Here is a 24,852-nt window from a genome sequence, read left to right as displayed (position 1 = left end):
TTGAACACCTGCGGACAACCCGTCGACCTCGGCGCCGCCGAACGCTGCTTCACCCCCGCCCAGATCAAACGCCTCTGGCTCCGCGACCGCCACTGCACCTACCCCGGCTGCGACGCACCCGCAGCCTGGACCGACGCCCACCACCTCATCCACTGGGCCGACCACGGACCCACCGACCTCGACAACGGCGCCCTGCTCTGCCAGCGACACCACACCATCGTCCACACCCAGCGCTACCACGGCCGGGTCGAACGCGACCAGCACGGACGAGAACGCGTCACCTGGGACCTCACCCCCGGCGCCTACGACCACGCCCTCGCCCAGCTCCAGCCCCATGGCTCACCCCACGGCCGCGGCGACCCCGCACTCCCTCGCGCGTCCGGCGACGACCACCCGCCACCACGACCATGACCCCGCCCCACACCCCGACGCCAACCACGGCACCGGGGCTACGGGCATGCCACGCGAGACGTGCGGGCCCTGCACACGGTCAGAGCGAGGGCGCTCACGCTCTCGTACGGCCCGGGTGCTCAGGCACGCGTGAGGGCGTGCCCCGCCAGGGTCGTGAGGCGGAACCAGCGGCCGTTGCGAGCCAGTGTCGCCTCGCCGTCCGCCACGACGAACCCCAGTGCGTATGCCGCAAAGGCCAGTGCCGCGGGCACCTCACCTGCGTCATCGGCGCCGCCGCCCATGCGGCCTTCGTCCGCCGCCGCAGGCGTCACGACACCGGTCATCGGCCGACCCCACACGCGCTGCCGCAGGGTCGCCACTGCAGCCGCACCAGCGCCGTCCGGCGTCCCGGCAGCAACCTCGGCGATACCGTCAACAGCGTTGCGCCGCAACGCATCCGACGACACGGAACCCATCGGCTCCCACCCCGACCGGGGCGGCGACACGGCCGTCCACGGCGCCGTCACGGTCATCGGTGGAACGGGCAAGACGGCGCGCTCCCCCGGCCGCGCCACCCGGTCGCTCACCGCGGCCAGCGGCACGACGACATCCAGTGAGACCGGCTCGGCCAGCGCCGATGTCCGCAGCCCCACCGTCGTCCCCGACCCGAGCACCCCGGACCCCGGCAGCACCCCGACCCAGGCCGCGAGCACCGGCCCGACGGCCTGGAGCCGCATCGCACCGTCGGCGTCGAGCGCACGCGCGCGGGCGGCATACCGACCGAGGTCCTGCAGGGACTCCGCATCAGCGAGCACGAGCTCGGCAGGCGCTCCCCCACTCACCGGCGCGACCACCGGAACGGCACCGGCTCACCCTGGTGGATGCGCAGCACCTCACGCTCGCCCTCCGACAGGCGGCGTGGCACCTCAGCCCGGAAGTCATAGAGCACCAGCCCGGTCTCGGCGACGGCATACACCTTCTCGCCCAACGCTTCCGGGTCGCGCACGGCATACCCGAGGTTGAAGCCCGCGCCGAACACCCCGGTGACCCACATGTCGACCTCGATCGGCTGGGGCCGGTAGGTCAGCGGGGCGACGTACTCGATCTCGTGCCGCGACACGACGACCCCGGCATCGACGACGGACTTCTCCGTCCCGAACCACTCGCGGAAGCCGATGACGCGCGCGTCCTCGAGGAGCCGCAGGTACTGCACGTTGTTGACGTGGCCGTAGGCGTCCATGTCGGACCAGCGCAGCGGCACCTCGGTGCGATACGGGCGGGCGGACGCGTCGGGAGTGGGGTCCTGCGGCATGGGCCCAGTGTGGCAGCCGCGCCGGTGGGCCCTGTCGGTCATCTCACCTAGCGTGGTGGTCACCATGACTGAGACACACGAGACGTATGCCGCGAGCGCGCCTTCCGGGGGCGACGCACCTGACGTGGCGGCGGAGGCGCGGGCCGCGCTGCGACGGCTCGTGGGCCGCGAGGACGTCGACTTCCGCGACGGCCAGCTCGACGCGATCACGGCGCTGGTGGCCGACCGCTCACGGGTGCTCGTCGTGCAGCGGACGGGCTGGGGCAAGTCGGCGGTGTACTTCGTCGCGACGGCGCTGCGTCGCGCCCAAGGAGCCGGCCCGACGGTGATCATCTCGCCGCTGCTCGCCCTGATGCGCGACCAGATCGCTGCCGCGGCGCGAGCGGGGATCCGCGCGGTGACGATGAACTCCGCCAACGCGCAGGACTGGGACGAGGTGCGCGCGGCGCTGGCGGCCGACGAGGTCGACGTCCTGCTCGTCAGCCCGGAGCGGCTCAACAACCCGCGGTTCCGCGACGAGCAGCTGCCCGACCTCGCGCGCCGCTGCGGTCTGCTCGTCGTGGACGAGGCGCACTGCGTCTCGGACTGGGGGCACGACTTCCGGCCGGACTACCGGCGCATCCGCGACCTGCTCGACGGGCTGCCGACCGATGTGCCGGTGCTCGCGACGACGGCCACTGCGAACGCGCGCGTCGTCACTGATGTCGCAGAGCAGCTGGGGGTCGGCGGGCGTGAGGTCCTCACCGTGCGCGGAGGGCTGGCCCGCGACTCCCTCCGGCTCGGGGTGCTCTCGTCGATGTCGCCGGAGCAGCGGCTCGGCTGGCTCCTCGCCCACCTCGACGAGCTGTCGGGCAGCGGCATCGTCTATGCCCTCACGGTCGCGGCGGCCGAGGAGGTCGCGGCCGCGCTGTCCGAGGCCGGGCACAAGGTCGCGGCGTACACCGGCCGCACCGACCCGGCCGACCGCGAACGCCTCGAGGCGGCCCTGCGCGACAACGAGGTCAAGGCGCTCGTCGCGACCTCGGCGCTGGGGATGGGGTTCGACAAGCCGGACCTCGGGTTCGTCGTCCACCTCGGGGCGCCGAGCTCGCCGGTTGCCTACTACCAGCAGGTCGGCCGTGCCGGTCGTGCGACCGAGCGCGCTGACGTCCTCCTCCTGCCCGGGCCGGAGGACAAGGACATCTGGCAGTACTTCGCGTCGGTGTCGATGCCTCGCCAGGAGCAGGCCGACGCCGTGCTGCAGGCGCTCGCCGAGGCCGGGCGTCCGCTCTCGACGGCTGCCATCGAGACGATCGTCGACGTGCGGCGCACCCGCCTCGAGCTGCTGCTCAAGGTGCTCGACGTCGACGGCGCTGTGACGCGTGTGCAGGGCGGCTGGGTGTCGACGGGTGATCCGTGGGCCTATGACGCCGAGCGCTACGGCCGCGTGGCCCAGTCCCGCAAGGACGAGCAGCAGCTCATGGTCGACTACGAGCGGACGACCGAGTGCCGCATGGCGTTCCTGCAACGCACCCTCGACGACGACACGGCGCAGCCCTGCGGACGGTGCGACACCTGCGCCGGTCCGTGGTACTCGACCGATGTGCCCGACCGGGTCATCGGCGCTGCTCGCGAGCGCCTGGCGCGCGTCGGCGTCGACGTCGACCCGCGGGCGCAGTGGCCGACCGGAATGGACCGGCTCGGCGTGCCGGTCAAGGGCAAGATCGGTGCGGACGAGGCGATGTCGCCAGGTCGCGCTCTGGCGCGGCTGTCGGATCTTGGCTGTGGGCAGCGGCTGCGTGAGGTGCTGCGCGAGGACGCGCCTGCGTCGCCGGAGCTGTTGCGCGGCTGTGTCGGCGTCCTCGCCGACTGGGGCTGGAGTGAGCGCCCCGCCGGTGTCGTCGCTGTGCCGTCGCGCTCGCACCCGCAGCTCGTGCAGTCGGTCGCGCACGGTCTCGCCGAGATCGGGCGGCTGCCGTTCCTCGGCACCCTCGACCTCGCGCATGGTGGCCCGACCGGGGAGCCGGGCGGCAACAGCGCCTTCCGCCTCGCCGGGGTGTGGGAGCGCCTCACCGTCGGCCCCGAGCTGACCGCGGCACTGCGTGACGTGCGCGGCCCGGTCCTGCTCGTCGACGACCTCGTCAGCTCACGCTGGACGCTCACCGTCGCCGCGCGCGAGCTCCGCCAGGCCGGTGCCCAAGGTGTCCTGCCGTTCGCCCTCGCCGTCGACGGGTGAGCGGGGCCGACCGCCGAGCCTGGGTCGACGAGTCGGGATCCGACACTCACCGCGTGTGCGGTCCGGTCATGCGCTCCCGACCCGGCGACGACGACGCGCTCCTGGACGTTTGAGCGTGCCCCCACCAACGCGCGAGCCCCGGGCCCTGTCGTCCGGCAGGAACTCCCGAGGCTCACTTCCCCACTCCTCGCAAGGCGGGGCACACCCATAGCCTACGACACCACGCCGTCAGTAGGCAGCCGTGATCCCTTCTCGGAACGTGTGAGCCGCACCGTCACGAGGGGGAGGAAGAACTGCACCGCGGGGCCGATGAGCAGTGCGTAGAGCACCGTGCCCACGCCGACGACGCCCCCGAGCAGCCAGCCGACGACGAGCACCGTCAGCTCGAGAGCCGTACGAACGAGCCGGATCGACAGCCCCGTTCGCCGGGCCAGACCGGTCATGAGCCCGTCGCGCGGGCCGGGACCGTACTGGCTGCCGATGTAGAGCGCGCCACCGAGACCGTTGACGACGATGCCGCCGATCAGGAACGTCCACCGCAGCCACAGCGACTCGGGTGCATCGAGCACTGCGAGCATGACGTCGGTCGCGACACCGATGACGACAACGTTCGCGACCGTCCCGAGCCCCGGCCACTGCCGCAGCGGCACCCACAGCAGCAGCACGAGGGCGCCGACGATGATGACGATCGTCCCGAAGCTCAGCCCGACCTGCCGCTGCACGCCGTAGTGGAAGACGTCCCACGGGTCGAGCCCGAGGCCCGCCCGAATGAACATCGCCATGGCCGTGCCGTAGAGCCACAGCCCGACGAAGAGCTGGACGAGCCGGCGCCCGGTCCGGCCGGCCCGCAGCTGCTCGCGTGGGGTCATCGGAAGCAGGTCGACGCGGCGCGCGGTGCCGGCGGCGACTCCGCGACGCAGGGACTGAATCGGGCTCATGACCCCATCCTGCGCCTCAAGTGGCCTTGTCATGAAGGGCCACTTCGGCGACAGTGGCCTCATGTCCGCAGCCCAGCTCACCGCCCGCCGCGCCGCAGAGCTCATCGGGACCGCGGAGCCCGGCCGGCCGGCATACCAGTTCGTGGCCGACCGCCTCCGCCTCCTCATCGCCGACGGCCGCATCGCGGTCGGCACCCGCCTGCCGAGCGAGCGGGACCTCGTCACCGCGCTCGGCCTGAGCCGCACGACGGTGAGCAGCGCGTATGCCGTCCTGCGCGACGCGGGGTACGTCACCTCACGCCGCGGGTCGGGCAGTGTCGCGACACTGCCTGACGGGGTGGTGCGCCGCGACACCGGGCTGCACCTCGCGGCCAACGTGCCCGACGGAACGATCGACCTCACCTGCGCCGCCCTGCGCGCGCCGGCCGGGATGACCGAGGCGGCGGAGGCGGCGATCGCGGCGTCGCCGGGCTACCTCTGCGGCAGCGGCTACGTCCTGCACGGCATCCCGGAGCTGCGTGAGGTCATCGCCTCGCGCTACACCGAGCGTGGGCTGCCGACGACCGCGGACGAGGTGCTCGTCACGACGGGCGCCGTCGTTGGCACGGCCATCGCGGCCCGGGCGCTGCTCTCCCCCGGCGACACCGTGCTACTCGAGACGCCGACCTACCCCAACGTCCTGCCGACGCTCGAGCAGCTCCGTGCGCGCCTCGCCCCCGTCCCCGTCGCCCCCGACGGCTGGGACCTGCCCACCACGGTGTCGACGGTGCGCGCCTCAGGCGCGCGGGCGGCATACCTCATGCCGGACTTCCACAACCCCACGGGAAGCCTCATGTCCGACGCGGACCGGGCAACTCTGGCCCGTGCCCTGAAGCGCGGGCGGGTGACGGCGATCGTCGACGAGACCGTCGCCGAGGTCCGCCTCGACACCGATGAACCGATGCCGCTGCCGTTCGGGGCGTACCACGCCGACACGATCAGCGTTGGCAGCGCGTCGAAGTCGCACTGGGGTGGTCTTCGGATCGGGTGGGTGCGCGCATCCGGTCCGACGCTCGAACGCCTGTCGGCGGCCCGCGTGCCCTTCGACATCGGTGCGCCCGTCATCGACCAGCTCGTCCTCCTCGAGCTCATGCGCCGGTCGGCGGGGATCACCCAGGAACGCCGGAGTGACCTCGTCGCGGCCCGGGACGCGCTTGTCACTGCCCTGCGCGAGCGGCTGCCGCAGCTGCGGTTCGTCGTGCCGCGCGGCGGACTGTGCCTGTGGATCGAGCTGCCGGAGCCGGTCGCCGCCGAGGTCACCCTCGCGGCCGAGGACGAGGGCCTGCTCATCGCGAGCGGTCCTCGCTTCGCCGCCGCAGGCGGTCTCGACCGGTGGATCCGGATCCCCTACGTCGCGTCCCCCGACGAGCTCGTCGAGGCGGTCGACCGGCTCGCCAGGGCGATGGACCAGGTCCGCGCCGGAGACGCCCCTGAGACGGGTTCACGCAGGTCAGCGGGGCGACGCACCCGACGTGACGGTCCCCTCGTCGCCTGACCAGACCTACTGTGCGTCGCTACAGTGACCCCTGTGAACGACACTCCCGCCCCTGCCCCCGCCCTGACCGAGCTGCTGTCCGTGCTCGAGCTCGAGGAAGTCGGTACGGCCGACGTCCAGGTGACGACGCGCTCATCGGGCTCGACGACCGAGAGCGGCGCACCGGCGAACCCGACGTCGTTCGCCGAGGAGATGCGCGTCTTCGTCGGACAGAGCCAGAAGCAGCCGCACGGCCGTGTCTTCGGCGGGCAGGTCCTCGCACAGTCGGTCATGGCGTGCGGTCGGTCGGTCGAGGCCGCGGTCGCCGAGGCCGGCGGCCCGGCGCGTCCGATCCACTCGCTGCACGCGTACTTCATGCGCCCGGGTGACGACACCAAGCCGATCCACTTCGCGGTCGAGCGGATGCGCGACGGACGTTCCTTCTCGACGCGTCGTGCGCACGCCATCCAGGACGGCGAGCCGATCCTGTCGATGAGCTGCTCCTTTCAGGAGGACGCCGGCGGTCTCGACCACCAGGACGAGATGCCGCAGGTCCCCGGGCCCGAGGGGTTGAAGTCCCTCGCCGACGTCTTCGGCGCGTTCGACCACCCGGGGGCGAAGCATCTGGCCGAGGGCCGCGCGATCGAGCAGCGGCACGTCGAGGGTGAGATCTTCCTCGCCCCCGGTGAGGAGCAGGTCGCCGAGCAGAACGTGTGGATCCGCGCCATCGGCCGGCTGCCCGACGACCCGCTGCTGCACGCGGCGGTGCTGGCCTACGCGTCCGACTACGCGCTGCTGGAGCCGGTGCTGCGTCGGCACGGCCGCCAGTGGATCGGTGGCGGGCTCAACGTCGCCAGCCTCGACCACGCGATGTGGTTCCACCGCCCGGCCCGCGCCGACGAGTGGGTCCTCTACTCGCAGGAGTCGCCGTCGGCCCAGGGCGGTCGCGGTCTCGGCCTCGGCCGGATGTTCACCGAGTCCGGCACGCTCGTCGCGACCGTCGCCCAGGAGGGCATGCTCCGCGTCCGCGACGACGCCTGACCCACCACTGATTGCCCGTTCCGTTCGCGCACCGCACCACTGATTGCCCGTTCTGGTCGCGGACCGCACCACTGATTGCCCGTTCTGGTCGCGCCCCGCACCCACTGATTGCCCGTTCCGGTCACGGCGTCAGCGCATTGGCAGCTCCTCCACCACGACACCGACACGGGATGGGGCGAGCTCGAGGACCGTCCAGCCGGCGTCGAGGGCGCCGAGTGCGCGGGCCAGCGCGGGCGCCGTCGCCGACGTCGCACTCGACCCGGCCACGAGCGTCAGCGACCCACCGCTTCCGCCCGCGCCGTTGACCTTCCACCCGGCCGCACCCAAGCGGCGCGCCTCCTCGATCGCCGCGGCATGGGCCGGCCCGACCAAGCCCTCATGAAGCTCCTGCTGCGAGTTGGTGCATGCCCGCAGCGACTCTGCCCATCGGTCGATGTCTGCATCGCGGAGCGCGGCCGACGCCGTCTGGGCCAGCCCGGCGATCTCGCGAAGCGCGCGTGACGCCGCGGCGTGTGTCGAGCCACCGTCGCGGACAATGGGCCCCGATGACTTCGCGATGCACCGCGGACGAGTCGTGTGGGGCGAACACCACTGTCACCAGCCGCTGCCCGAGCTCCGCGACAACGGCGTCACTCAGCGGGATCGGCGTGCGACGCACCGTCGGATAGGGGTCGACCTCGAGCAGCGACGCGCCGCCCACCGCAGCGGCCCACTGGTCCTGCACGCCCGCCTCGCGCCTCGCCCGGACGGTCTCGACCCGGTGGGCCAGGACGGCGAGCTCCTCAGGTGTCCGGCGCCCACCCGCGAGCAGGGTGTCGAGCGCGGCGAGGAGGCTGACGACCACCGCGGCCGACGTCCCGAGCGACGCGCCCGGCGGCACCTGCGATCCGATGACGACCTCGACGCGACCCACCTCGTCCGCAGGCACGCCCTCGAGCACCTCGCACACGGCCTCCTCGAGCATGAGGTGGCGCACCGAGGATCCCCCTGCCCACCGGCCGTCCGCCGTCTGCGTCACCGTCACCGGCGGGTCCAGAGCCGTGGATTCGAGCACCACGGACGGAGCTCCACCCGTGCGGTTGGTCCGCCGTGCCCGGACCTCGACGCCGGGGCCCACGGCGAGGTGGCAGACCCGTCCCGGACCACCGAACCACGTGTCGGTCCAGCCGCCGACGTCGGCGACGCGCACGGGCGCGGTGGCGCGAACGGCATACGGGCGGGAGGGCACGACGCGAAGCATGCCAAACGCGCGAGCCCGCGTCAGGAGAACTCGAGCGTGGGTATGCCGTCCGCGGACACCGTGACCGCGTCACCGGCGAGGTCCGCCGTCACCGTCATGCCTCGGTGCGTCATGACGAACGTCGCACCACCGTCCACGATCGAGCACGAGACATCGGCGAAACGCGTCTCCGACGTGCCGATCACCTTGCGGCGCAAGGCGATCAGCTGCCGGTACCAGGCGAACAGGGCCGCGTGCCGGTCGGCGGAGAGCTCGTTCCAGCGCAGGACGCTCGCCTCACGCGTCGACTCCGCCTGCGGGTCCGGCACGGCCTCCTCCGCCCAGCCGTGAGCCGCGAACTCGCCGCGGCGCCCGGTCCGCACCGCCTCGGCCATGGCCTCGTCGGTGAAGTCGGTGAAGAACTGCCACGGCGTCGCGGCGCCCCACTCCTCGCCCATGAACACCATCGGTGTCCCCGGCCCGAGGAGATAAAGCGCCGCGCCGATCGCGCAGCGCCCGGAGGTGAGCGTGGCACCGATCCGGTCGCCGGTGGCACGGTTCCCGACCTGGTCGTGCGTCTGGAGATAGGTCACGAGCCGGCGCCCGTCGAGACGGTCGACGTCGACCGGGCGGCCCCACTCCCGGCCCCGGAACGACGACCACCGTCCGTCGTGGAGGAAGCCCCGCGTCAGGACATGGTCCAGGACGTCGAGCGGCCCTCCGTCGGGCAGGGCCCGTGTCCCGCCGCCGAAGTCCTCGTAGTAGCCCTGCGTCTCACCAGTCAGGGCGACATGCAGGCCGTGGTGGACGTCGTCGGCCCACTGCGCGGTCATGCCGAGCCCGCCGTCGGCGACGGGCGTGACCATGGTCGTGTCGTTGAGGTCGCTCTCGGCGATGAGGTCGAGCGGGCGGCCGAGCTCGCGCGACAGGTCCGCGACGGCGTCGGAGAGCTCCACGAGCAGGTGGCGCTCGGACTCGTCGACGAGCGCGTGGACGGCGTCGAGCCGCAGCGCGTCGACGTGGAAGTCACGCAGCCAGCGCAGCGCGTTCTCGACGACGAAGCGTCGCACCTCCTCCGACCCCGGGGCATCGAGGTTCACGGCCGGACCCCACGGCGTCATGTGCGACTCGGTGAAGTACGGCCCGAACCGCCCGAGGTAGTTGCCGCTCGGCCCGAGGTGGTTGTAGACGACGTCGAGGCACACCCCGAGCCCCCGCGCATGGCAGGCGTCGACGAACCGCTGGAAGCCCGCTGGCCCGCCGAGCGCGTCGTGGACGGCGTAGAGGTCGACGCCGTCGTAGCCCCAACCCCAGCGTCCCGGGATCGCCGCGACCGGCAGGATCTCGACGACGTCGACTCCGAGCTCGACGAGATGGTCGAGGCGGGCAATCGCGGCGTTGAACGTCCCCTCGGGCGTGAACGTCCCGACGTGCAGCTCGTAGATGACGCCGCCGAGCGTCCCGTGGCCATCGCGCGGGCCGCGCCACGTCGTGTCCTGCCACTCGTGCGCGCCGACGTCGAAGGTGCGACTCGGCCCGTCGACGCCGTAGGGCTGCCACGCGCTGCGGGGGTCCGGGAGCGCAGGCTCCTCACCGTCGATGACGAAGGCGTAGTCGAGCTCCTCGTATGCCGCGTGCGCACCGTCCCAGCGCCACCAGCCTCGGTCGTCGCGCACCATGTCGTGGCGCGACGGTTCGGCGCCGGGTGGTCCGGCGACGATCTCGACGGTGTCGGCGTCGGGTGCCCAGACCTCGATCATGTCTCCCTCACGAGCAGTGCGACGGGCAGGTCGGCGAGCAGGTCGGCGAGCCGGACCTCACCGGACATCGGGCTGGCAGCCGTGGCCCCGGCTCCGTTGTCGGACAACAGGTTCCGCCACTCCCCCGGCGGCAGGGAGAGCAGCTCGTCAGTGAACCCACCGGCACGGGCGAGCGTGTCCGCGGACCGGGTCACGACGGTGACGACCGCGGGGCCGGACGCGTCACCCCGGACGAACGCCACGGCATACGGGCTCTCGACCGCCACCCCGTCGTAGAACGCGTCGGCACCGACGAACCACTCGCGGCGATCCCGCCGCAGCCGCAGGGCTGCCGCGGTGACGAGCAGCTTCTCGTCGTCGAGGTCGCGGGGGCGGTCACCGGCGTCGAGGCGGTCGAGGCGTTCGGCGCGCACGCCGAAGTCGACGAGCCCGCGGTTGTCCGGGTCGACGAGGGTGAGCAGCTGCAGCTCACCCCCCTGGTAGACATCCGGCACACCGACCGTCGTCAGCTGGAGCAGCTTCTGCCCGAGGACGTTGGCCCGGACCGAGGCGCCGTGGAGCGACAGCCACGTCTCGACGTGCGCGGCGACGGCCGGGTCCGCGACGACGGCACGGGCGAACGCCACGACGGCCGCCTCGTAGTCCGCATCCCCGTCGACCCAGGCCGTGCGGTCCTTGGCCTCGCGGACCGCCTTGAGGACATAGGTCTCGATCCGCTCCGGTGTGAGCGGCCAGGCGCCGACGACGGTCTGCCAGATGAGGTACTCGGTCGCAGCGTCGAGCCTGGACCTCACCGAGTTCCGGTGCGCCGCAGCGAGATCCGCCGCCTCGTCGAGCCACGTCGACCAGTCTTCCGCTGACTCGGCGAGAGTCATGAGCCGGGCCCGCACGTCCTCGGAACGCTTGGTGTCGTGGGTGGTCAGGGTCGTCATCGTCGTCGGCCATGTCTCGAGCTGCCGACGCGAGAAGGCGTGGAGGTCCTCCGCACCGATGGAGAGCTGCGCCGGGTGGCCGCCCACCTCGTTGGCGCCGGTCATCCGCAGCCACCGGTAGAACGCTGTGTCCTCGATGCCCTTGGCCATGACCGGCCCGCACGTCTGCTGGAACCGGACGACGAACTCCTCGACGGCCGCGGGGTCGGCCCCGTCGGGCACCTCACCACGCGCCAGGGCGAGCACCGCGTCGACCGGTTCCGCCTCGCCGACGAGCGCGCGCGCCCGCTCCCCGGCCTCCTCGAGCACCGCGACCTGGGCGGGGTCGACCGTCGCGCCCGGCACGACGTAGGCGCGGTACCGGTCCATCGACACGAGCACCGCCTCGAGGCCGCGACGCAGCTCCGCCGTGTCGTCCCGGGGCAACGCTTGCTGCATCAGCCGCAGGAGCCGGTTGACCTCGGCGGCCTGAACCGTCTCGACGACGAGCTCCTTGGACGCGAGCACGACGTCGTCGAGCGACTCTCGCCCCGGTGCCCGGTGCGCCCAGAGGCGGTCGAGCACCTCGTCGCCCGTTCCGGAGGTCAAGACCTGCTGCACCCGCAGCAACGCATCGTAGCCCGTCGTCCCCGCGCACCGCCAGGACGACGGGAGCTGCTCCTCACCCTCGAGGATCTTCTCGGCGACGACCCACGCGTCCCCCGTCGCGTCGGCGAGGCGTGCGAGGTAGCCGCCGGGGTCGGCCAGTCCGTCAGGGTGGTCGATGCGGAACCCGTCGATGGCCCCTTCGGCATGCAGCGACAGCAACAGCTCATGCGTGGCGTCGAACACCGCCGGATCCTCGACCCGGACGGCCTTGAGTGTCGTCACGTCGAAGAAGCGCCGATAGTTGAGGTCGGTCGCACCGTCGCGCCAGAACGTGAGCCGATAGTGCTGCGCCGCAACGAGATCCGCGATGGGCAGGCTCTCGGTGCCCCGCGCGACGGGGTACTCGTGCCCGTAGTAGCGCAGCACCGTCTCGTCGCCATCACGACCCCCGGCACCGACCGACAGCTCCCCTGCCGCCAGCACCTCCTCCAGCGAGGCCCCCAGGACCGGCATGAGCACCCGGCCGTCCTCGACGTCCCAGTCGACGTCGAACCAGGCGGCATAGGGCGACTCGCGCCCGTGACGTAGCAGGGACCAGAGGGCGGCGTTGCGCCACGTCGCCTCGGGCACGGTCATGTGGTTCGGCACGACGTCGACGACGATCCCGAGCCCGGCATCATGCGCCGCCGCGACGAGCCGGTCGAACGCCCCGCGCCCGCCGGCCTCCTCGTTGAGGGCGGTGTGGTCGACGACGTCGTAGCCGTGCGTCGAGCCCTCGGCAGGCTGCAGGATCGGCGAGAGATAGAGGTGCGAGACACCGAGCTTCGCGAGGTATGCCGTCTGCTCGGCTGCCGCGTCGAAGCCGAACCCGCCGTGGACCTGGAGCCGGTACGTCGAGGTGGGCAGCGCGCGACGAGCGGAGCCCACGTCGCCGGACGACGCGTCCCGCGGACCCTGCGCGGCCGGCATACGGGCCGGTATTCGGTCGGAAGGAAGCGACATGTCGCTCACGCCTTCCGTTCGCTCTGCGCGACTCCTGTCGCGGCAGGCGTGTCCTCGAGCGGGCTGCGGAGCACGACGACCGAGCGCGGCCCGACCGTGATGGGCGCCCCGGCCTCGTGCCACCCGGGGTCGACGACCTCGGCGTGGGTGTCGATCTCGACGAGCCACCGCTCGCCCCATTCGGACGTGGGGATGGTGAACACCGACTCGTCGTCGTCGGCATTGAAGAGGATGAGGAAGTCGTCGTCAGTGATCATCTGCCCGCGCGTGTCGGGCTCGTGGATCGCGCCACCGTTGAGCCACACCATGACCTTGAGCGCGTCGTTGGACCAGTCCCCCTCGGCCATGGCCTCACCACTCGGCCGAAGCCAGTAGATGTCACCCATCGTCGACTGGCCGCCGTGGTCGGCCGACCCGGCGAAGAACCGGCGCCGCCGGAACACCGGGTGCGAACGCCGCAGTCGCACAACGGCTTTGGTGAACTCGAGGAGCTCGCGCTGGTCCTCGCCGAGGTCCCAGTCGACCCACGAGATCTCGTTGTCCTGGCAGTAGGCGTTGTTGTTGCCACCCTGGGTGCGCCCGAGCTCGTCGCCGTGGCTGATCATCGGCACGCCCTGCGAGAGGAGCAGGGTCGTGAGGAAGTTGCGCAGCTGGCGCAGCCGCAGTGCCCGGATCTCGGGGTCGTCGGTCGGACCCTCGACGCCACAGTTCCACGACCGGTTGTGGTTCTCGCCGTCGAGGCCGCCCTCGAGGTTCGCGGCGTTGTGCTTCTCGTTGTAGGACACGAGGTCGCGCAGCGTGAACCCGTCGTGGGCGGTGATGAAGTTGATCGACGCGATCGGCTTGCGGCCGCTGTGCTCGTAGAGGTCGCTCGAGCCGGAGATCCGCGACGCGAACTCGCCGAGCGTCGCCGGCACGCCGCGCCAGTAGTCGCGCACGGTGTCGCGGTACTTGCCGTTCCACTCGGTCCACAACGGCGGGAAGTTGCCGACCTGGTAGCCGCCGTCGCCGACGTCCCACGGCTCGGCGATGAGCTTCACCTGGGAGATGACCGGGTCCTGCTGGATGATGTCGAAGAACGCCGAGAGCTTGTCGACCTCGTGGAACTGCCGGGCCAGCGTCGCCGCGAGGTCGAAGCGGAACCCGTCGACGTGCATCTCGGTGACCCAGTAGCGCAGCGAGTCCATGATGAGCTGCAGCACGTGCGGGTTGCGCATGAGCAGGCTGTTGCCCGTGCCCGTCGTGTCGTAGTAGTGCTGCTTGGCGTTGTCGACGAGGCGGTAGTAGCTCGCGTTGTCGATGCCCCGGAAGCACAGGGTGGGCCCGAACTCGTTGCCCTCGGCGGTGTGGTTGTAGACGACGTCGAGGATGACCTCGATGTCCGCCTCGTGCAGCGCCTTGACCATGGCCTTGAACTCGGCGACCTGCTGCCCGCGCTGCCCCTGCGCGTAGGCGTTGTGCGGCGCGAGGAACCCGATCGTGTTGTAGCCCCAGTAGTTCGTGAGCCCCTTCGCCTGGAGCGAGGTGTCCTGCACGAACTGGTGCACCGGCATGAGCTCGATGGCGTTGATGCCCAGACTCTTGAGGTGGTCGATGATCACCGGGTGGCCGATCGCGGCATACGTGCCGCGGATCTCCTCGGGCAGGTCGGGGTGGGTCATCGTCAGGCCCTTGACGTGCGCCTCGTAGATGACGGTGTCGTGGTACTCGTGGCGCGGCGGGCGGTCGTGCCCCCAGTCGAAGTAGGGGTTGATGACGACGCTGAGCATGGTCGAGGGCAGCGAGTCCTCGGTGTTGCGCACACCCGGGTCGTTGAAGTCGTAGGAGAACAGCGCCTGGTCGTTGCGCACCTGTCCCTCGATCGCCTTGGCGTAGGGGTCGAGGAGCAGCTTGCTCGGGTCGCACCGGTGCCCGGCAGCAGGGTCGTAGGGGCCGTGCACCCGGTAGCCGTAGCGCTGGCCGGGCTGCAGCCCCGGGAGGTAGCAGTGCCACACGAAGTGGTCGACCTCGGGCATCGTGATGACGGTCTCGACGAGGGTGCCATCCAGGCCGTCGTCGATGAGACAGAGGTCCACGCGCTCGGCCACCTCGCTGAACAGCGCGAAGTTCACGCCGCTGCCGTCGTAGCTCGCACCCAGGGGGTATGCCGATCCGGGCCAGATCTCCATGGCCGCCTTCCGGGTGGTCTCGTGGGTGGTGTCGTCGGTGGTGGTGCTCATGTCTCCTCACCTGGGACGACGGCGGCCCACGTGGCGCGACCACAGCCGTCCGCAGATCTGCTGGGTAGGGTTCAACTCGCGCAGACCTCCAACTTATCGAACCCCGTCGTCGTCCACGACACCCGAGGAGTCCCCGTGAGCCCGACCCGCACCGCCATCGTCACCGGAGCCGCCCGCGGCATCGGCGCCACGACCGCTCGTCGCCTCGCGAGCGACGGGTATGCCGTGGCTGTCGTCGACCTCGACGAGGCGGCGTCCGAGGCGGTCGCCGCGACGATCCGGGATGCGGGTGGCTCGGCGATCGGCGTCGGTATCGATGTCGGGGACGCCGAGCAGGTCGCCGCCGGAGTGGCGCGGGTCGCCGACGAGCTGGGCGCTCCGGTCGTCCTCGTCAACAATGCCGGCATCATTCGCGACAACCTGCTCTTCAAGATGACCGAGGACGACTGGGACGCCGTCATGACGGTCCACCTGCGCGGCGCCTTCCTCATGACGAAGGCATGCCAGGCGCACATGACCGAGACGAAGTTCGGGCGCATCGTCAACCTCTCGTCCTCGTCGGCGCAGGGCAACCGGGGGCAGGCCAACTACTCCGCCGCCAAGGCCGGGCTCCAGGGGTTCACCAAGACCCTCGCCATCGAGCTCGGCAGGTTCGGCGTCACCGCGAACGCCGTCGCGCCGGGCTTCATCCAGACCGACATGACGGCGGCGACCGCCGAGCGCATCGGTGTCTCGTTCGAGGACTTCATCGAGCACTCCGCGAAGCAGATCCCCGTGGGCCGCGTCGGGCAGCCCGAGGACATTGCGGCCACGATCTCGTTCCTGTGCTCCGAGGAGGCCGGGTTCGTCTCCGGTCAGGTCATCTACGTCGCGGGCGGGCCGCTTGACTGACGCGACCTCCGCTCCTCGTGAGCGGGATCGTTCGCTCGATGTCGCCAAGGGTCTGGCGATCACCGCCATCGTCCTGAGCCACGTGCTGCGCGGCCTCTCGGCGGCCGAGCTCACGCCGCGCGAGTCGCCGGTCTTCCTCGAGGTCGACGACGGGCTGTACGTGTGGCACCTCGCCGTCTTCACCGTCCTCGCCGGCGCCTTCCTCCGGCCGAGCGTCGCGAAGCGCGGTGTCGGGCCGTACCTACGCGAGCGCCTGCCCCTCTTCGTCTGGCTCTACGTGTTGTGGACCGTGCTGCAGTGGGCCTTCCGCCTCCTGTCCGGCGGCCGGGCGAACTCGAGCGCCGACCTCGACACCCTCGGGCGGGCCTTCCTCGTCGCGGACGGGCAGCTGTGGTGGCTGGGCTTCCTCGTCGTCATGACCGCGCTGGCCGCCGTGGTGCAGCCGTGGGTCTCGCGGCCTCGAGCGATCGCATCCACCGCGGTGGTTTCGGCTGTCTCGCTCGCCGCGTGGGGGTGGACCGGTCCCTACCTCTTCCAAGAGGGCGTGGCCCTCTCCATCTTCTTCTGGGTGGGCGCCCTCGCCGGGCCGCAACCCTTCCTCCGGCTCACCCGCGGCCGGACCGCCGCCGTGGTCGCCATGGCCGGGATCGCCCTCGGCACAGCCCTGCTCGTCGTGACCGACCCCATGCCTCCGTCGTCGTGGCTCGAAGCGTGGTCGGCCTCGGCACTGGCCACCGGTGTCGTCACCTCGACCGCTCTTTGCCTCGGCATCATCGCGCTCTCCGGCCCCCTCGCCCGCTCCCCGCTCGGGCCGGGTCTGGCGTTCGTCGGGCAGCGATCGCTCCAGATCTTCCTCGCGCACATCATCGCCACGTCCGGCATGCGGGTCCTGCTCCGCAGCCTCGGCGTCGAGGACCTACGCGTGCACATCGTGCTCGGTCTCGTCGCCGGGGTCGCCTTCCCGCTGCTCGTCGGACTGCTCTCCCGGCGCCCCGGCTTCGGCTGGCTCTTCTCCGTTCCGGCCAGAGCGAGCCCTCCGCGCCGCTAGAGTCCGGGCATGGTCCTCAGCGTGCGCAAGCGACGGTTCATGTCGCGCCTCGCGGGCTACGCCGTCAACCCCGTGCGGGCACGGGCACGCATCGCGATCGGACGGGAGCAGCACTACACGATCGGCGGCGCGCCGGTCACGCTGCCACCGGCACACAATCTGCCGTACTACCAGCGTCGCGACCCCACCTACGACGCCTACGCCGAGGCCGTTGTCGCCGACCTGGCACGCCGGCACGCGCGTCTCACCGTCCTCGATGTCGGCGCCAACGTGGGTGACACCGCCGTTGCCATGCTCACAGCGGCGCCCAACATTGCCGTTGTGAGTGTCGAGGGCGACCCCGAGTTCGCCGCCTATGCCCGGCGCAACCTCGCTCAGTTCGGCGACCGCGCCCGCGTCGTCGAGGGCTTCGTCGGACCGGTCGGGTCCCGAGTCACCTACGCCCGAACCGGAACGACTGGTGGGTTCCAGGGCAGCGCCGAGGCCGAGGAGGTGTCCGAGTGGCTCACGTCCCAGTCCTTGCTCGCCGACGCCCCGCTTGCCGCCCTGACCGTGTGGAAGTCCGACATCGACGGCTTCGACATCCACGTCCTCGTCGAGCACTGGGATGCGATCACGTCACGCTGTGACGTCCTGTGGTTTGAGTTCGACCCGCCGGGAACCCTCGGCGACCCCGACGACGTCGCCCGGCTCATCGAGGGGCTCGCGACCAGCGGTCGCGTCGTGCACGTCTACGACAACCTCGGCCGCCGCATGTTCGTCGCGCCGCCCGGACCCGCAGTGTCGGCCGTCCTCGAGGGGCTCACCGCGTGGCTGCTCGACCAACGCCACGGTCACCTCACCGTGCCCTACCTCGACCTGTGGGCGTTCACGCCGCGCGCACTCGACCCCTCGACCTGACGCCGGCTCACCTCGGCACGAATCCCTGCGCTGAACGATCCCCCGACGTGCAGCGTCGCGTGGACCGCGCACCGCCCGTGGCGTATGCCGCCCGCGGACTTGCGCGGACGGCATACGGAAAGCGTTGTGCCAGAAGCTCAGAGACCGAACCTGCTGGTCTCTTCCTCGGACTCCGCTTCGGCCGAGGGCTCCGTCCGGCCGCGCACGCGCGCGGCCGGCATACCGACGACTCACACGGCGACCTACAGCCCGAGGTCGCGGCCAATGAGCTCCTTCATGATCTCGTTCGAGCCGGCCCAGATCTTCGTGACGCGGGCGTCGCGCCACGCGCGGGCGACGCGGTACTCGTTCATGAACCCGTAGCCGCCGTGCAGCTGGACGCACTCGTCGAGGACGTCGTTCTGCACCTGCGCGCTCCACCACTTCGCCTTGGCAGCGTCGACGGCGCTGAGCTTGCCCTCGGCATGCGCGGCGACGCAGTCGTCGACGTACGCCTCGGCCACCTCGATGGCCGTGACGAGCTCGGCGATCTTGAACTTGTTGTGCTGGAAGGAGCCGATGGGCTGGCCGAACGCCTTGCGCTCCTTGGCGTAGGCGATGGTCTCCCCGAGGATCGCCTTGGCATGCGCGACGTTGGAAACGGCCGCACCGACCCGCTCCTGCGGCAGGCGCTGCATCATCGCGATGAAGCCCATGCCCTCCTCGCCGATGAGGTTCTCACCGGGGACGCGCACGTCCTCGAAGAACAGCTCGGCGGTGTCGGACTCCTCCTGCCCGACCTTGTCGAGCTTGCGGCCGCGGGTGAAGCCCTCCATGCCGTCCTCGACCATGAGCAGCGAGATGCCCTTGGCGCCCTTGCTCGGGTCGGTGCGGGCGGCGACGATGACGAGGTCGGCCTGGTAGCCGTTGGTGATGAAGGTCTTGGAACCATTGACGATCCAGTCGCCCGACCCGTCATCGGCCTTGACCGCCGTGGTCTTGAGCGCCGCGAGGTCGGAGCCGCCGCCGGGCTCGGTCATGGCGATGGCGCAGATCTTCTCGCCGGCGGCCATGGGCGGGAGCCAGCGCTGCTTCTGCTCGTCGGTGCCGAGGTCGACGATGTAGGGCGGGCACACGTCACTGTGGATGCCGAAGCACGACGACGTGGCGGCGTTGAAGCCCGAGATCACCTCGGCCGAGATCGCGTTGAAGCGGTAGTCGTCGGCGCCCGCTCCCCCGAACTCCTCGGGGATGTCGAGGCCGAGCAGGCCCTGCTTGCCGGCCTCGAGCCAGATGTCGCGCTCGATGGTCTTGGCCTCGAGCATCTGCTCGGCGCGCGGCTTGAGGGTGCGGTCGACGAACTCCTGGACCGAGTCGCGGAAGGCCTCGTGGTCGGCGTCGTAGAGATTGCGGGGCATGACTCTCCTCGAGAAGTGCTTTGACTAAGCGCTTGCTTAGTCAATCGCGCGTCAGGCATGCTGTCAACATGTCGGCCACCACAGGGACGCACCTCTCGGAGCAGAGCATCGCCCGCCTGATCGAGGAGTCCGGCGACCCCACGACGGCCACCGTCGCGCGGCTCATGGGGGCGGCTGCCGACGCGTTCGCCGAGAAGGGCTTCCACGCCACGACGACGCGGGACATCGCCTCGCGCGCCGGCCTGTCCCCCGCGGGCGTATACGTGCACTTCACCTCCAAGGAGGACCTCCTCTTCGAGCTCAGCCGCCGCGGGCACCAGACCGCACGCGACGAGCTCGTCGCCGCCGCCCGGGCGGCCCAGACCCCGACCGATGCCCTCCGCTCACTCGTCGGCGGCTTCTCCGCCTGGCACGCCGAGCACCATCAGCTCGGCCGCATCGTCCAGTACGAGTTCCGCAACCTCAGCCCCGAGCACCGCGACACCGTGCTCGAGCTGCGTCGCGAGATCGACAAGGTCGTCCGCGGCGTCCTCCAAGACGGTGTCGACTCCGGGGAGTTCGAGGTCGAGGACATCCCGGGAACCGCGCTCGCCCTGCTGTCCCTCGCCGTCGACGTCGCGCGCTGGTACTCCCCCGAGATCCGTCGCACCCCGGAGGAGATCGGGCGCACGAACGGAGACCTCGCCGTGCGCCTCGTGACTCGACGCTGAACGCGCTGGGGCTAGGCTCCTCCCTCATGACCGAGGTGGCAGGACACGGGGGTTCTCCCTCGATCGAGCAGCCCGACTACTGGTGGTACGTAGCCCGCACCGATCTGCTGTATGCCGCGCTCGCTGACTTCGCGCGTGGGCGCGAGCAGGCGCTCGACATCGGCAGCGCGGACGGGCCGAGCGCCAGCTGGCTCCACGACGGCCAGCGCCGCCTCGCCTCCCTCGACATCGACCCGCGCGGACTGCGCGACAACGGGGTGTGCGGCTCCGCTCTCGAGCTGCCCTTCGCCGACGCGAGCTTCGACATGGTCTCGGCCTTCGACGTCATCGAGCACTGCGACCCCGAGGCCGACGCCCTCGCCGAGGTGTCGCGCGTACTGCGTCCCGGCGGACGGTTCCTCATGGCCGTCCCCGCCTACCAGTGGGCCTGGACGGACTTCGACGTCGCCAACGGCCACTACCGCCGCTACACCAAGGCGCGAGCGGTCGCTGCGGTCGAGCGGGCCGGGTTCGGCGTCGAGCGCTCCACCTATGCGTTCACCTCAGTGTTCCCCGGTTTCGTGGCGGAGCGCCTGGTGCGCAAGGCCCGCGGCCCTCGGCACACCGGTGCGGTCGACATCGTCAAGGACCCCGAAGTGCCTCGGTTCCTCCACCACGCCCTGCTTGCCGCCTGCAAGGTCGACGAGGCCATCCTGCGCCGCACCAACCTGCCCTTCGGCAGCTCGGTCTTCCTCGCCGCCACCAAGCCGATCTGACGGACGCTGCGTCAGGAGGCCGTCACCACGCCGTCACCACGCCGTCACCACGCCGCGGCAGTCACCGGTTCCAGCTGACGCACCAGGTCGGCAACGAGCTCGTATGCCGCGTCGTCGGTGTTGTTGTCCATGCTGAGGATCACGGTGTCAAGACCGACCTCGGCCAGACGCGCGTAGTGGTCGACGGCCTCGTCGACGCTGCGAATCTCGTTGCCGGACACCGATGTTCCGCCGTTCGTGCCGAGCGTGAGCCGCGACAGTGCCGTGACCTCGATGTCGCGCGGGTCGCGTCCGACGTCCTCGCAGTGCCCGCGCAGGATGGCGAGCCGCGCCGCCATCGCGTCAGGACCCGCGTCGAAGAGGTTGCAGGCATCGGCGTACTGCGCGACGAGCCGCAACGTCTTCTTCGGTCCGCTGCCACCGACGAGAATCGGCACCCGCCGCAACGGCGCCGGCACGTTGAGGGGACGGTCGAGCGTGCCGTGCCGGCCGGCATACGGACTGTCGTCGCCGTCGAACATGCGACGTGCGATCTGCAGCGTCTCCTCGAGACGCTCGAAGCGCTCACGCGTCGAGGGGAAAGGCACGCCGAGGCCGCGGTGCTCCTCCTCGTTCCACGCTGCGCCGATGCCGAGCCAGGCCCGTCCGCCGGAGAGGACGTCGAGGGTCGTCACGGTTTTGGCGAGGAGGCCGGGGTGGCGATAGGTCACCCCGGTGACGAGGGTGCCGAGCTCGATCCGCTCGGTGACCGCCGCGGCATACCCGAGCGCGGTGTAGCCCTCGAGCATGTCCAGCTCAGGAGGGCCGATCATCGAGATCTGGAAGAAGTGGTCCATGACCCACAGCGACGACAGACCGGCGGCCTCGCTGTTGCGGGCGATCCGCGCGAAGGTTGGGCCGATAGACGCCGGCGCTCCGGGCCAGGAGAAGTACGAGATCTGGGTGCCACACCGCATGGCGTGATCCTGCGCAGAATTTCGCGGTCCTGACAAGCACAATGGCGCGGTGCGAGTCTTTGCCGCGATCGTCCCGCCCGAGGATGCCCATGCCGACCTCGAGGAGTTCGTCGAGGTGCGCCGCGAGGTCGAGTCGGACCTGCGCTGGACGCCGGCCCACCTGTGGCACGTGACCCTGGCGTTCATGGCCGAGGTGCCCGAGCGGATCCTCGACGACGTCGGGGACGCCGTCGCGGCAGTCGCGGCCACCACCGTGCCGATCCCGTTGCGGCTGAGGGGCGCTGGCGTTTTCCCCAATCCCTACGAGGCGCGGGTCGTCTGGGTGGGGGTGGCCTCGGACGACGGTACCGGGCTGTCCCGGCTGGAGTCGCTGGCGCTGGGCACCCGCCGCGCGTGCGGTCGCGTCGGCGCCACCGCGGCGGGTGGGGACTACCGGCCGCACCTCACGCTCGCGCGCTCACGGCGCCCCTTCGAGGCGACGCGGTGGCTGCGGACCATGGACACGTATGCCGGCCCGTCCTGGACCGCGGAGGAGGTCACCATCTTCGTGTCCCACCGGGGAGAAGGGAGGGGCAGACCGCACTACGAACCTGTGGCGGTCTGCCCCCTCGGTGGCGAGGTCGGCGGGGCCGGTGACGCGGACGACGCCGTGTCTCCTTGACCGGTCCCGGCCGGCAGCTCAGTCGCGCGTGAGCTTGCGGTAGGTCACGCGGTGCGGGCGCGCGGCCTCCTCGCCGAGCCGCTCGACCTTGTTCTTCTCATAGGCCTCGAAGTTGCCCTCGAACCAGTACCACTTGGCCGGGTTCTGCTCGTCCCCCTCGTAGGCGAGGATGTGCGTCGCGACGCGGTCGAGGAACCAGCGGTCGTGGCTGATGACGACGGCGCAGCCGGGGAACGCGAGGAGCGCGTTCTCGAGCGAGCCGAGGGTCTCGACGTCGAGGTCGTTGGTCGGCTCGTCGAGGAGCAGCAGGTTGCCGCCCTCCTTGAGGGTGAGCGCGAGGTTGAGCCGGTTGCGCTCGCCACCGGAGAGGACCCCGGCCTTCTTCTGCTGGTCCGGGCCCTTGAAGCCGAACTGCGAGACGTAGGCGCGCGAGGGGATCTCGACCTGGCCGACCTGGATGTAGTCGTGGCCGCCGGAGACGACCTCCCAGAGGTTCTTGTTGGGGTCGAGGCCGCCACGGCTCTGGTCGACGTAGGAGATCTTCACGGTCTCACCGATGTCGACGGTGCCGCCGTCGGCCGGCTCGATGCCGACGATCGTCTTGAAGAGGGTCGTCTTGCCGACACCGTTGGGACCGATGACGCCGACGATACCGTTGCGCGGCAGCGAGAACGAGAGACCGTCGATGAGGACGCGGTCGCCGAAGCCCTTCTTGAGGTCCTTGACCTCGATGACCTTGCTGCCGAGGCGCGGGCCCGGCGGGATCTGGATCTCCTCGAAGTCGAGCTTGCGGGTGCGCTCGGCCTCGGCGGCCATCTCCTCGTAGCGGGCGAGACGAGCCTTGGACTTGGTCTGCCGGGCCTTGGCGTTGGAGCGGACCCACTCAAGCTCCTCGGAGAGGCGCTTGGCGAGCTTGGCGTCCTTCTTGCCCTGGACCTCGAGGCGAGCCTGCTTCTTCTCGAGGTAGGTCGAGTAGTTGCCCTCGTAGGGGTAGGCGCGGCCGCGGTCGAGCTCGAGGATCCAGCCGGCGACGTTGTCCATGAAGTAGCGGTCGTGCGTCACGGCGACGACGGCGCCGGGGTAGGACGCGAGGTGCTGCTCGAGCCAGAGCACGGACTCGGCGTCGAGGTGGTTCGTGGGCTCGTCGAGGAGCAGCAGGTCGGGCTTCTGCAGGAGGAGCTTGCAGAGCGCGACGCGGCGGCGCTCACCACCGGAGAGGACGGAGACGTCGGCGTCCGGCGGCGGGCAGCGCAGGGCATCCATCGCCTGCTCGAGCTGGGAGTCGAGGTCCCACGCGTCGGCGGCGTCGATCTCCTCCTGGAGCTTGCCCATCTCGGCCATGAGCGCGTCGAAGTCGGCGTCCGGCTCACCCATCTCCTCGGAGATGGCGTTGTAGCGGTCGAGCTTGGCCTTGATCTCGCCCGCGCCCTCCTCGACGTTGCCCAGGACGGTCTTGGTCTCGTCGAGCTCGGGCTCCTGCATGAGGATGCCGACGCTGTAGCCCGGGGTGAGCCGCGCCTCGCCGTTCGACGGCTGGTCCAGGCCCGCCATGATCTTCAGGACGGACGACTTGCCGGCGCCGTTCGGGCCGACGACGCCGATCTTGGCGCCGGGCAGGAACGACAGGGTGACGTCGTCGAGGATGACCTTGTCGCCATGCGCCTTGCGGGCGCGCGACATGACATAGATGAACTCGGGCATGGGGCAAGGCTAACGACCTGCCCGCCCCATCCCCGAATCGGTTTGCCGGTCCGAACCCGTTCAGGCGGCGTTGTGCCCGACGAGCGGTCCCGTGTCGCTCTCGCCGGCGGTGTCGTATGCCGTCCGCTCGGGATCGCCGAAGCTCTCCTCCTCGTCGCGGATGGTCTCGAGGGCCTCGTCGTGCCGGTCGCCGTCGCCGTAGGTCGGGCGTGCCACCTTCTCGTAGGCGGCCTGACCCCAGCTGAGGTCGTGGCCGACACTGTTGGCGACGATGCTCACCGAGCTGCCGTAGGTCCCGTCGTCCTTCTTGAACTCCCGCGAAGAGATCCGGCCGTGCACGACGACCGGCTGCCCCTTCTCGATGGACCGGAGGAGGTTGGCGCCGAGGTTGCCCCAGGCGAAGACCCGGTACCACGACGTCTCGCCGTCCTCATAGGTGCCGGGGGCGCCACTGACCTGGTGCCGCGGCGTCGACGCGATCTTGAAACTCGCGAAGGGGTTGTTGTTCTTCGAGACCTTCATCTCGGGGTCGGTGGCGACCCGCCCCTGCACGGTGATGTAGGTGTCCTGCATGAGTGGACCTCCACTGCTCTGGCCCCCGCCCGTGCGGAGGCGTGAGGCACCAGACTCGGGAGCGGACGGCATACGGCACAACGGCGAAGGCCTTCGCCTGTGGACAACGCCGAGGCACGGCCCCACCTGTG

At 70.9% G+C, this 24,852-nt stretch carries 22 protein-coding genes; 10 read left to right on the top strand and 12 right to left on the bottom strand.

The genetic code is table 11. The features are described 5' to 3' along the window. On the top strand, positions 1-411 hold a 411-nt coding region (locus BCF74_RS05625), incomplete at its 5' end, for an HNH endonuclease signature motif containing protein (RefSeq protein WP_146132882.1). A 119-nt stretch (positions 412-530) separates the two neighbouring features. Here the strand turns inward: BCF74_RS05625 and BCF74_RS05620 are convergent. After that, the gene (locus BCF74_RS05620; RefSeq protein ID WP_106296986.1) at positions 531-1,232 is read right to left on the bottom strand and encodes a DUF8185 domain-containing protein; all 702 of its coding nucleotides are present in this window, start codon (positions 1,230-1,232) and stop codon (positions 531-533) included. Next, complete coding sequence (locus BCF74_RS05615) at positions 1,229-1,702, bottom strand: acyl-CoA thioesterase (RefSeq protein ID WP_106296973.1); 474 nt, start codon at positions 1,700-1,702, stop codon at positions 1,229-1,231. Before BCF74_RS05615 ends, BCF74_RS05620 begins: the two co-directional genes overlap by 4 nt. A 64-nt stretch (positions 1,703-1,766) precedes the next feature. Between BCF74_RS05615 and BCF74_RS05610 the strand changes: the two genes are divergently transcribed. After that, positions 1,767-3,917 (top strand): RecQ family ATP-dependent DNA helicase, encoded by a 2,151-nt coding sequence (locus tag BCF74_RS05610; protein ID WP_245889232.1) that lies wholly within the window; start codon positions 1,767-1,769, stop codon positions 3,915-3,917. 212 nt (positions 3,918-4,129) lie between these two features. Here the strand turns inward: BCF74_RS05610 and yczE are convergent, their stop codons facing one another. Beyond that, positions 4,130-4,855, bottom strand: coding sequence for a membrane protein YczE (gene yczE / locus BCF74_RS05605; protein WP_106296972.1), 726 nt, complete (start codon positions 4,853-4,855; stop codon positions 4,130-4,132). Positions 4,856-4,886: 31 nt separating this feature from the next. On the opposite strand from yczE, the gene yczR reads away from it, so the two are divergent. Both yczR and BCF74_RS05595 read left to right on the top strand, forming a co-directional pair. Beyond that, complete coding sequence (yczR, locus tag BCF74_RS05600; protein ID WP_245889231.1) at positions 4,887-6,389, top strand: MocR-like transcription factor YczR; 1,503 nt, start codon at positions 4,887-4,889, stop codon at positions 6,387-6,389. A gap of 33 nt (positions 6,390-6,422) precedes the next feature. Beyond that, a complete protein-coding gene (locus BCF74_RS05595; protein ID WP_425432803.1) occupies positions 6,423-7,409 on the top strand; it encodes an acyl-CoA thioesterase in 987 nt (328 codons plus the stop codon). 129 nt (positions 7,410-7,538) lie between these two features. Here the strand turns inward: BCF74_RS05595 and BCF74_RS17280 are convergent, their stop codons facing one another. Genes BCF74_RS17280 through glgX form a run of 5 tightly spaced genes read right to left on the bottom strand, consistent with a single transcriptional unit; the run spans position 7,539 to position 15,078 of the window. Next, positions 7,539-7,823 carry a hypothetical protein gene (locus tag BCF74_RS17280; RefSeq protein ID WP_245889234.1) on the bottom strand — a complete coding sequence of 95 codons (285 nt, stop codon included), beginning with the start codon at positions 7,821-7,823 and terminating at the stop codon, positions 7,539-7,541. Next, positions 7,786-8,637 (bottom strand): GHMP family kinase ATP-binding protein, encoded by an 852-nt coding sequence (locus BCF74_RS05585; protein ID WP_146132880.1) that lies wholly within the window; start codon positions 8,635-8,637, stop codon positions 7,786-7,788. Before BCF74_RS05585 ends, BCF74_RS17280 begins: the two co-directional genes overlap by 38 nt. Before the next feature lie 32 nt (positions 8,638-8,669). After that, entirely contained in the window at positions 8,670-10,388 is a 1,719-nt protein-coding gene (treZ, locus tag BCF74_RS05580) for a malto-oligosyltrehalose trehalohydrolase (protein WP_106296968.1), read from the bottom strand. Beyond that, positions 10,385-12,910, bottom strand: a complete 2,526-nt coding sequence (treY, locus tag BCF74_RS05575; protein WP_245889230.1) for a malto-oligosyltrehalose synthase — start codon at positions 12,908-12,910, stop codon at positions 10,385-10,387. The genes treZ and treY overlap by 4 nt, the downstream gene beginning before the upstream one ends. Before the next feature lie 5 nt (positions 12,911-12,915). Then, the gene (gene glgX, locus BCF74_RS05570) at positions 12,916-15,078 is read right to left on the bottom strand and encodes a glycogen debranching protein GlgX (RefSeq protein WP_106296983.1); all 2,163 of its coding nucleotides are present in this window, start codon (positions 15,076-15,078) and stop codon (positions 12,916-12,918) included. Positions 15,079-15,264: 186 nt separating this feature from the next. Here glgX and fabG point away from each other — a divergent pair, with 186 nt between their 5' ends. From fabG to BCF74_RS05555, 3 genes are read left to right on the top strand one after another with little or no spacing between them, the layout of a single operon-like run. Continuing rightward, positions 15,265-16,020 (top strand): 3-oxoacyl-ACP reductase FabG, encoded by a 756-nt coding sequence (fabG, locus tag BCF74_RS05565; protein ID WP_106296966.1) that lies wholly within the window; start codon positions 15,265-15,267, stop codon positions 16,018-16,020. Beyond that, entirely contained in the window at positions 16,013-17,068 is a 1,056-nt protein-coding gene (locus BCF74_RS05560) for an acyltransferase family protein (RefSeq protein ID WP_106296965.1), read from the top strand. The genes fabG and BCF74_RS05560 overlap by 8 nt, the downstream gene beginning before the upstream one ends. Before the next feature lie 9 nt (positions 17,069-17,077). Then, entirely contained in the window at positions 17,078-17,968 is an 891-nt protein-coding gene (locus BCF74_RS05555; protein WP_106296964.1) for an FkbM family methyltransferase, read from the top strand. A 242-nt stretch (positions 17,969-18,210) separates the two neighbouring features. Here BCF74_RS05555 and BCF74_RS05550 read toward each other — a convergent pair whose 3' ends face one another. Then, complete coding sequence (locus tag BCF74_RS05550) at positions 18,211-19,365, bottom strand: acyl-CoA dehydrogenase family protein (protein WP_106296963.1); 1,155 nt, start codon at positions 19,363-19,365, stop codon at positions 18,211-18,213. Positions 19,366-19,433: 68 nt separating this feature from the next. Between BCF74_RS05550 and BCF74_RS05545 the strand changes: the two genes are divergently transcribed. Then, positions 19,434-20,075: a TetR/AcrR family transcriptional regulator gene (locus BCF74_RS05545; protein ID WP_106296962.1), complete on the top strand. Its 642-nt coding sequence runs from the start codon at positions 19,434-19,436 to the stop codon at positions 20,073-20,075. 26 nt (positions 20,076-20,101) lie between these two features. Beyond that, a complete protein-coding gene (locus tag BCF74_RS05540) occupies positions 20,102-20,830 on the top strand; it encodes a class I SAM-dependent methyltransferase (RefSeq protein ID WP_106296961.1) in 729 nt (242 codons plus the stop codon). Between the two features lie 44 nt (positions 20,831-20,874). Here the strand turns inward: BCF74_RS05540 and BCF74_RS05535 are convergent, their stop codons facing one another. Further along, the gene (locus BCF74_RS05535) at positions 20,875-21,786 is read right to left on the bottom strand and encodes a TIGR03560 family F420-dependent LLM class oxidoreductase (RefSeq protein ID WP_106296960.1); all 912 of its coding nucleotides are present in this window, start codon (positions 21,784-21,786) and stop codon (positions 20,875-20,877) included. A 49-nt stretch (positions 21,787-21,835) separates the two neighbouring features. Here BCF74_RS05535 and thpR point away from each other — a divergent pair, with 49 nt between their 5' ends. Next, the gene (gene thpR, locus BCF74_RS05530; protein ID WP_106296959.1) at positions 21,836-22,447 is read left to right on the top strand and encodes an RNA 2',3'-cyclic phosphodiesterase; all 612 of its coding nucleotides are present in this window, start codon (positions 21,836-21,838) and stop codon (positions 22,445-22,447) included. Between the two features lie 18 nt (positions 22,448-22,465). On the opposite strand, the gene ettA is transcribed toward thpR, so the two are convergent. Both ettA and BCF74_RS05520 read right to left on the bottom strand, forming a co-directional pair. Next, on the bottom strand, positions 22,466-24,148 hold the full coding sequence (gene ettA, locus BCF74_RS05525) for an energy-dependent translational throttle protein EttA (protein WP_106296958.1): 1,683 nt from the start codon (positions 24,146-24,148) through the stop codon (positions 22,466-22,468). A 60-nt stretch (positions 24,149-24,208) separates the two neighbouring features. Beyond that, positions 24,209-24,721 carry a single-stranded DNA-binding protein gene (locus BCF74_RS05520; protein ID WP_170070144.1) on the bottom strand — a complete coding sequence of 171 codons (513 nt, stop codon included), beginning with the start codon at positions 24,719-24,721 and terminating at the stop codon, positions 24,209-24,211. Positions 24,722-24,852: the final 131 nt, after the last annotated feature.

Source organism: Knoellia remsis (assembly GCF_003002895.1).
Taxonomy (GTDB): Bacteria; Actinomycetota; Actinomycetes; order Actinomycetales; family Dermatophilaceae; genus Knoellia; species Knoellia remsis.
This window is presented reverse-complemented; position numbering and strand designations above follow the sequence as displayed.

Excerpts from the sequence above, each read along its gene's own strand:
- BCF74_RS05615 (WP_106296973.1), bottom strand. The coding sequence starts at position 1,702 with ATGCCGCAGGACCCCACTCCCGACGCGTCCGCCCGCCCGTATCGCACC.
- BCF74_RS05610 (WP_245889232.1), top strand. The coding sequence starts at position 1,767 with ATGACTGAGACACACGAGACGTATGCCGCGAGCGCGCCTTCCGGGGGC.
- yczE (WP_106296972.1), bottom strand. The coding sequence starts at position 4,855 with ATGAGCCCGATTCAGTCCCTGCGTCGCGGAGTCGCCGCCGGCACCGCG.
- yczR (WP_245889231.1), top strand. The coding sequence starts at position 4,887 with ATGAAGGGCCACTTCGGCGACAGTGGCCTCATGTCCGCAGCCCAGCTC.
- treZ (WP_106296968.1), bottom strand. The coding sequence starts at position 10,388 with ATGATCGAGGTCTGGGCACCCGACGCCGACACCGTCGAGATCGTCGCC.
- treY (WP_245889230.1), bottom strand. The coding sequence starts at position 12,910 with ATGTCGCTTCCTTCCGACCGAATACCGGCCCGTATGCCGGCCGCGCAG.
- glgX (WP_106296983.1), bottom strand. The coding sequence starts at position 15,078 with ATGGAGATCTGGCCCGGATCGGCATACCCCCTGGGTGCGAGCTACGAC.
- BCF74_RS05555 (WP_106296964.1), top strand. The coding sequence starts at position 17,078 with ATGGTCCTCAGCGTGCGCAAGCGACGGTTCATGTCGCGCCTCGCGGGC.
- BCF74_RS05550 (WP_106296963.1), bottom strand. The coding sequence starts at position 19,365 with ATGCCCCGCAATCTCTACGACGCCGACCACGAGGCCTTCCGCGACTCG.
- BCF74_RS05545 (WP_106296962.1), top strand. The coding sequence starts at position 19,434 with ATGTCGGCCACCACAGGGACGCACCTCTCGGAGCAGAGCATCGCCCGC.
- BCF74_RS05540 (WP_106296961.1), top strand. The coding sequence starts at position 20,102 with ATGACCGAGGTGGCAGGACACGGGGGTTCTCCCTCGATCGAGCAGCCC.
- BCF74_RS05535 (WP_106296960.1), bottom strand. The coding sequence starts at position 21,786 with ATGCGGTGTGGCACCCAGATCTCGTACTTCTCCTGGCCCGGAGCGCCG.
- ettA (WP_106296958.1), bottom strand. The coding sequence starts at position 24,148 with ATGCCCGAGTTCATCTATGTCATGTCGCGCGCCCGCAAGGCGCATGGC.
- BCF74_RS05520 (WP_170070144.1), bottom strand. The coding sequence starts at position 24,721 with ATGCAGGACACCTACATCACCGTGCAGGGGCGGGTCGCCACCGACCCC.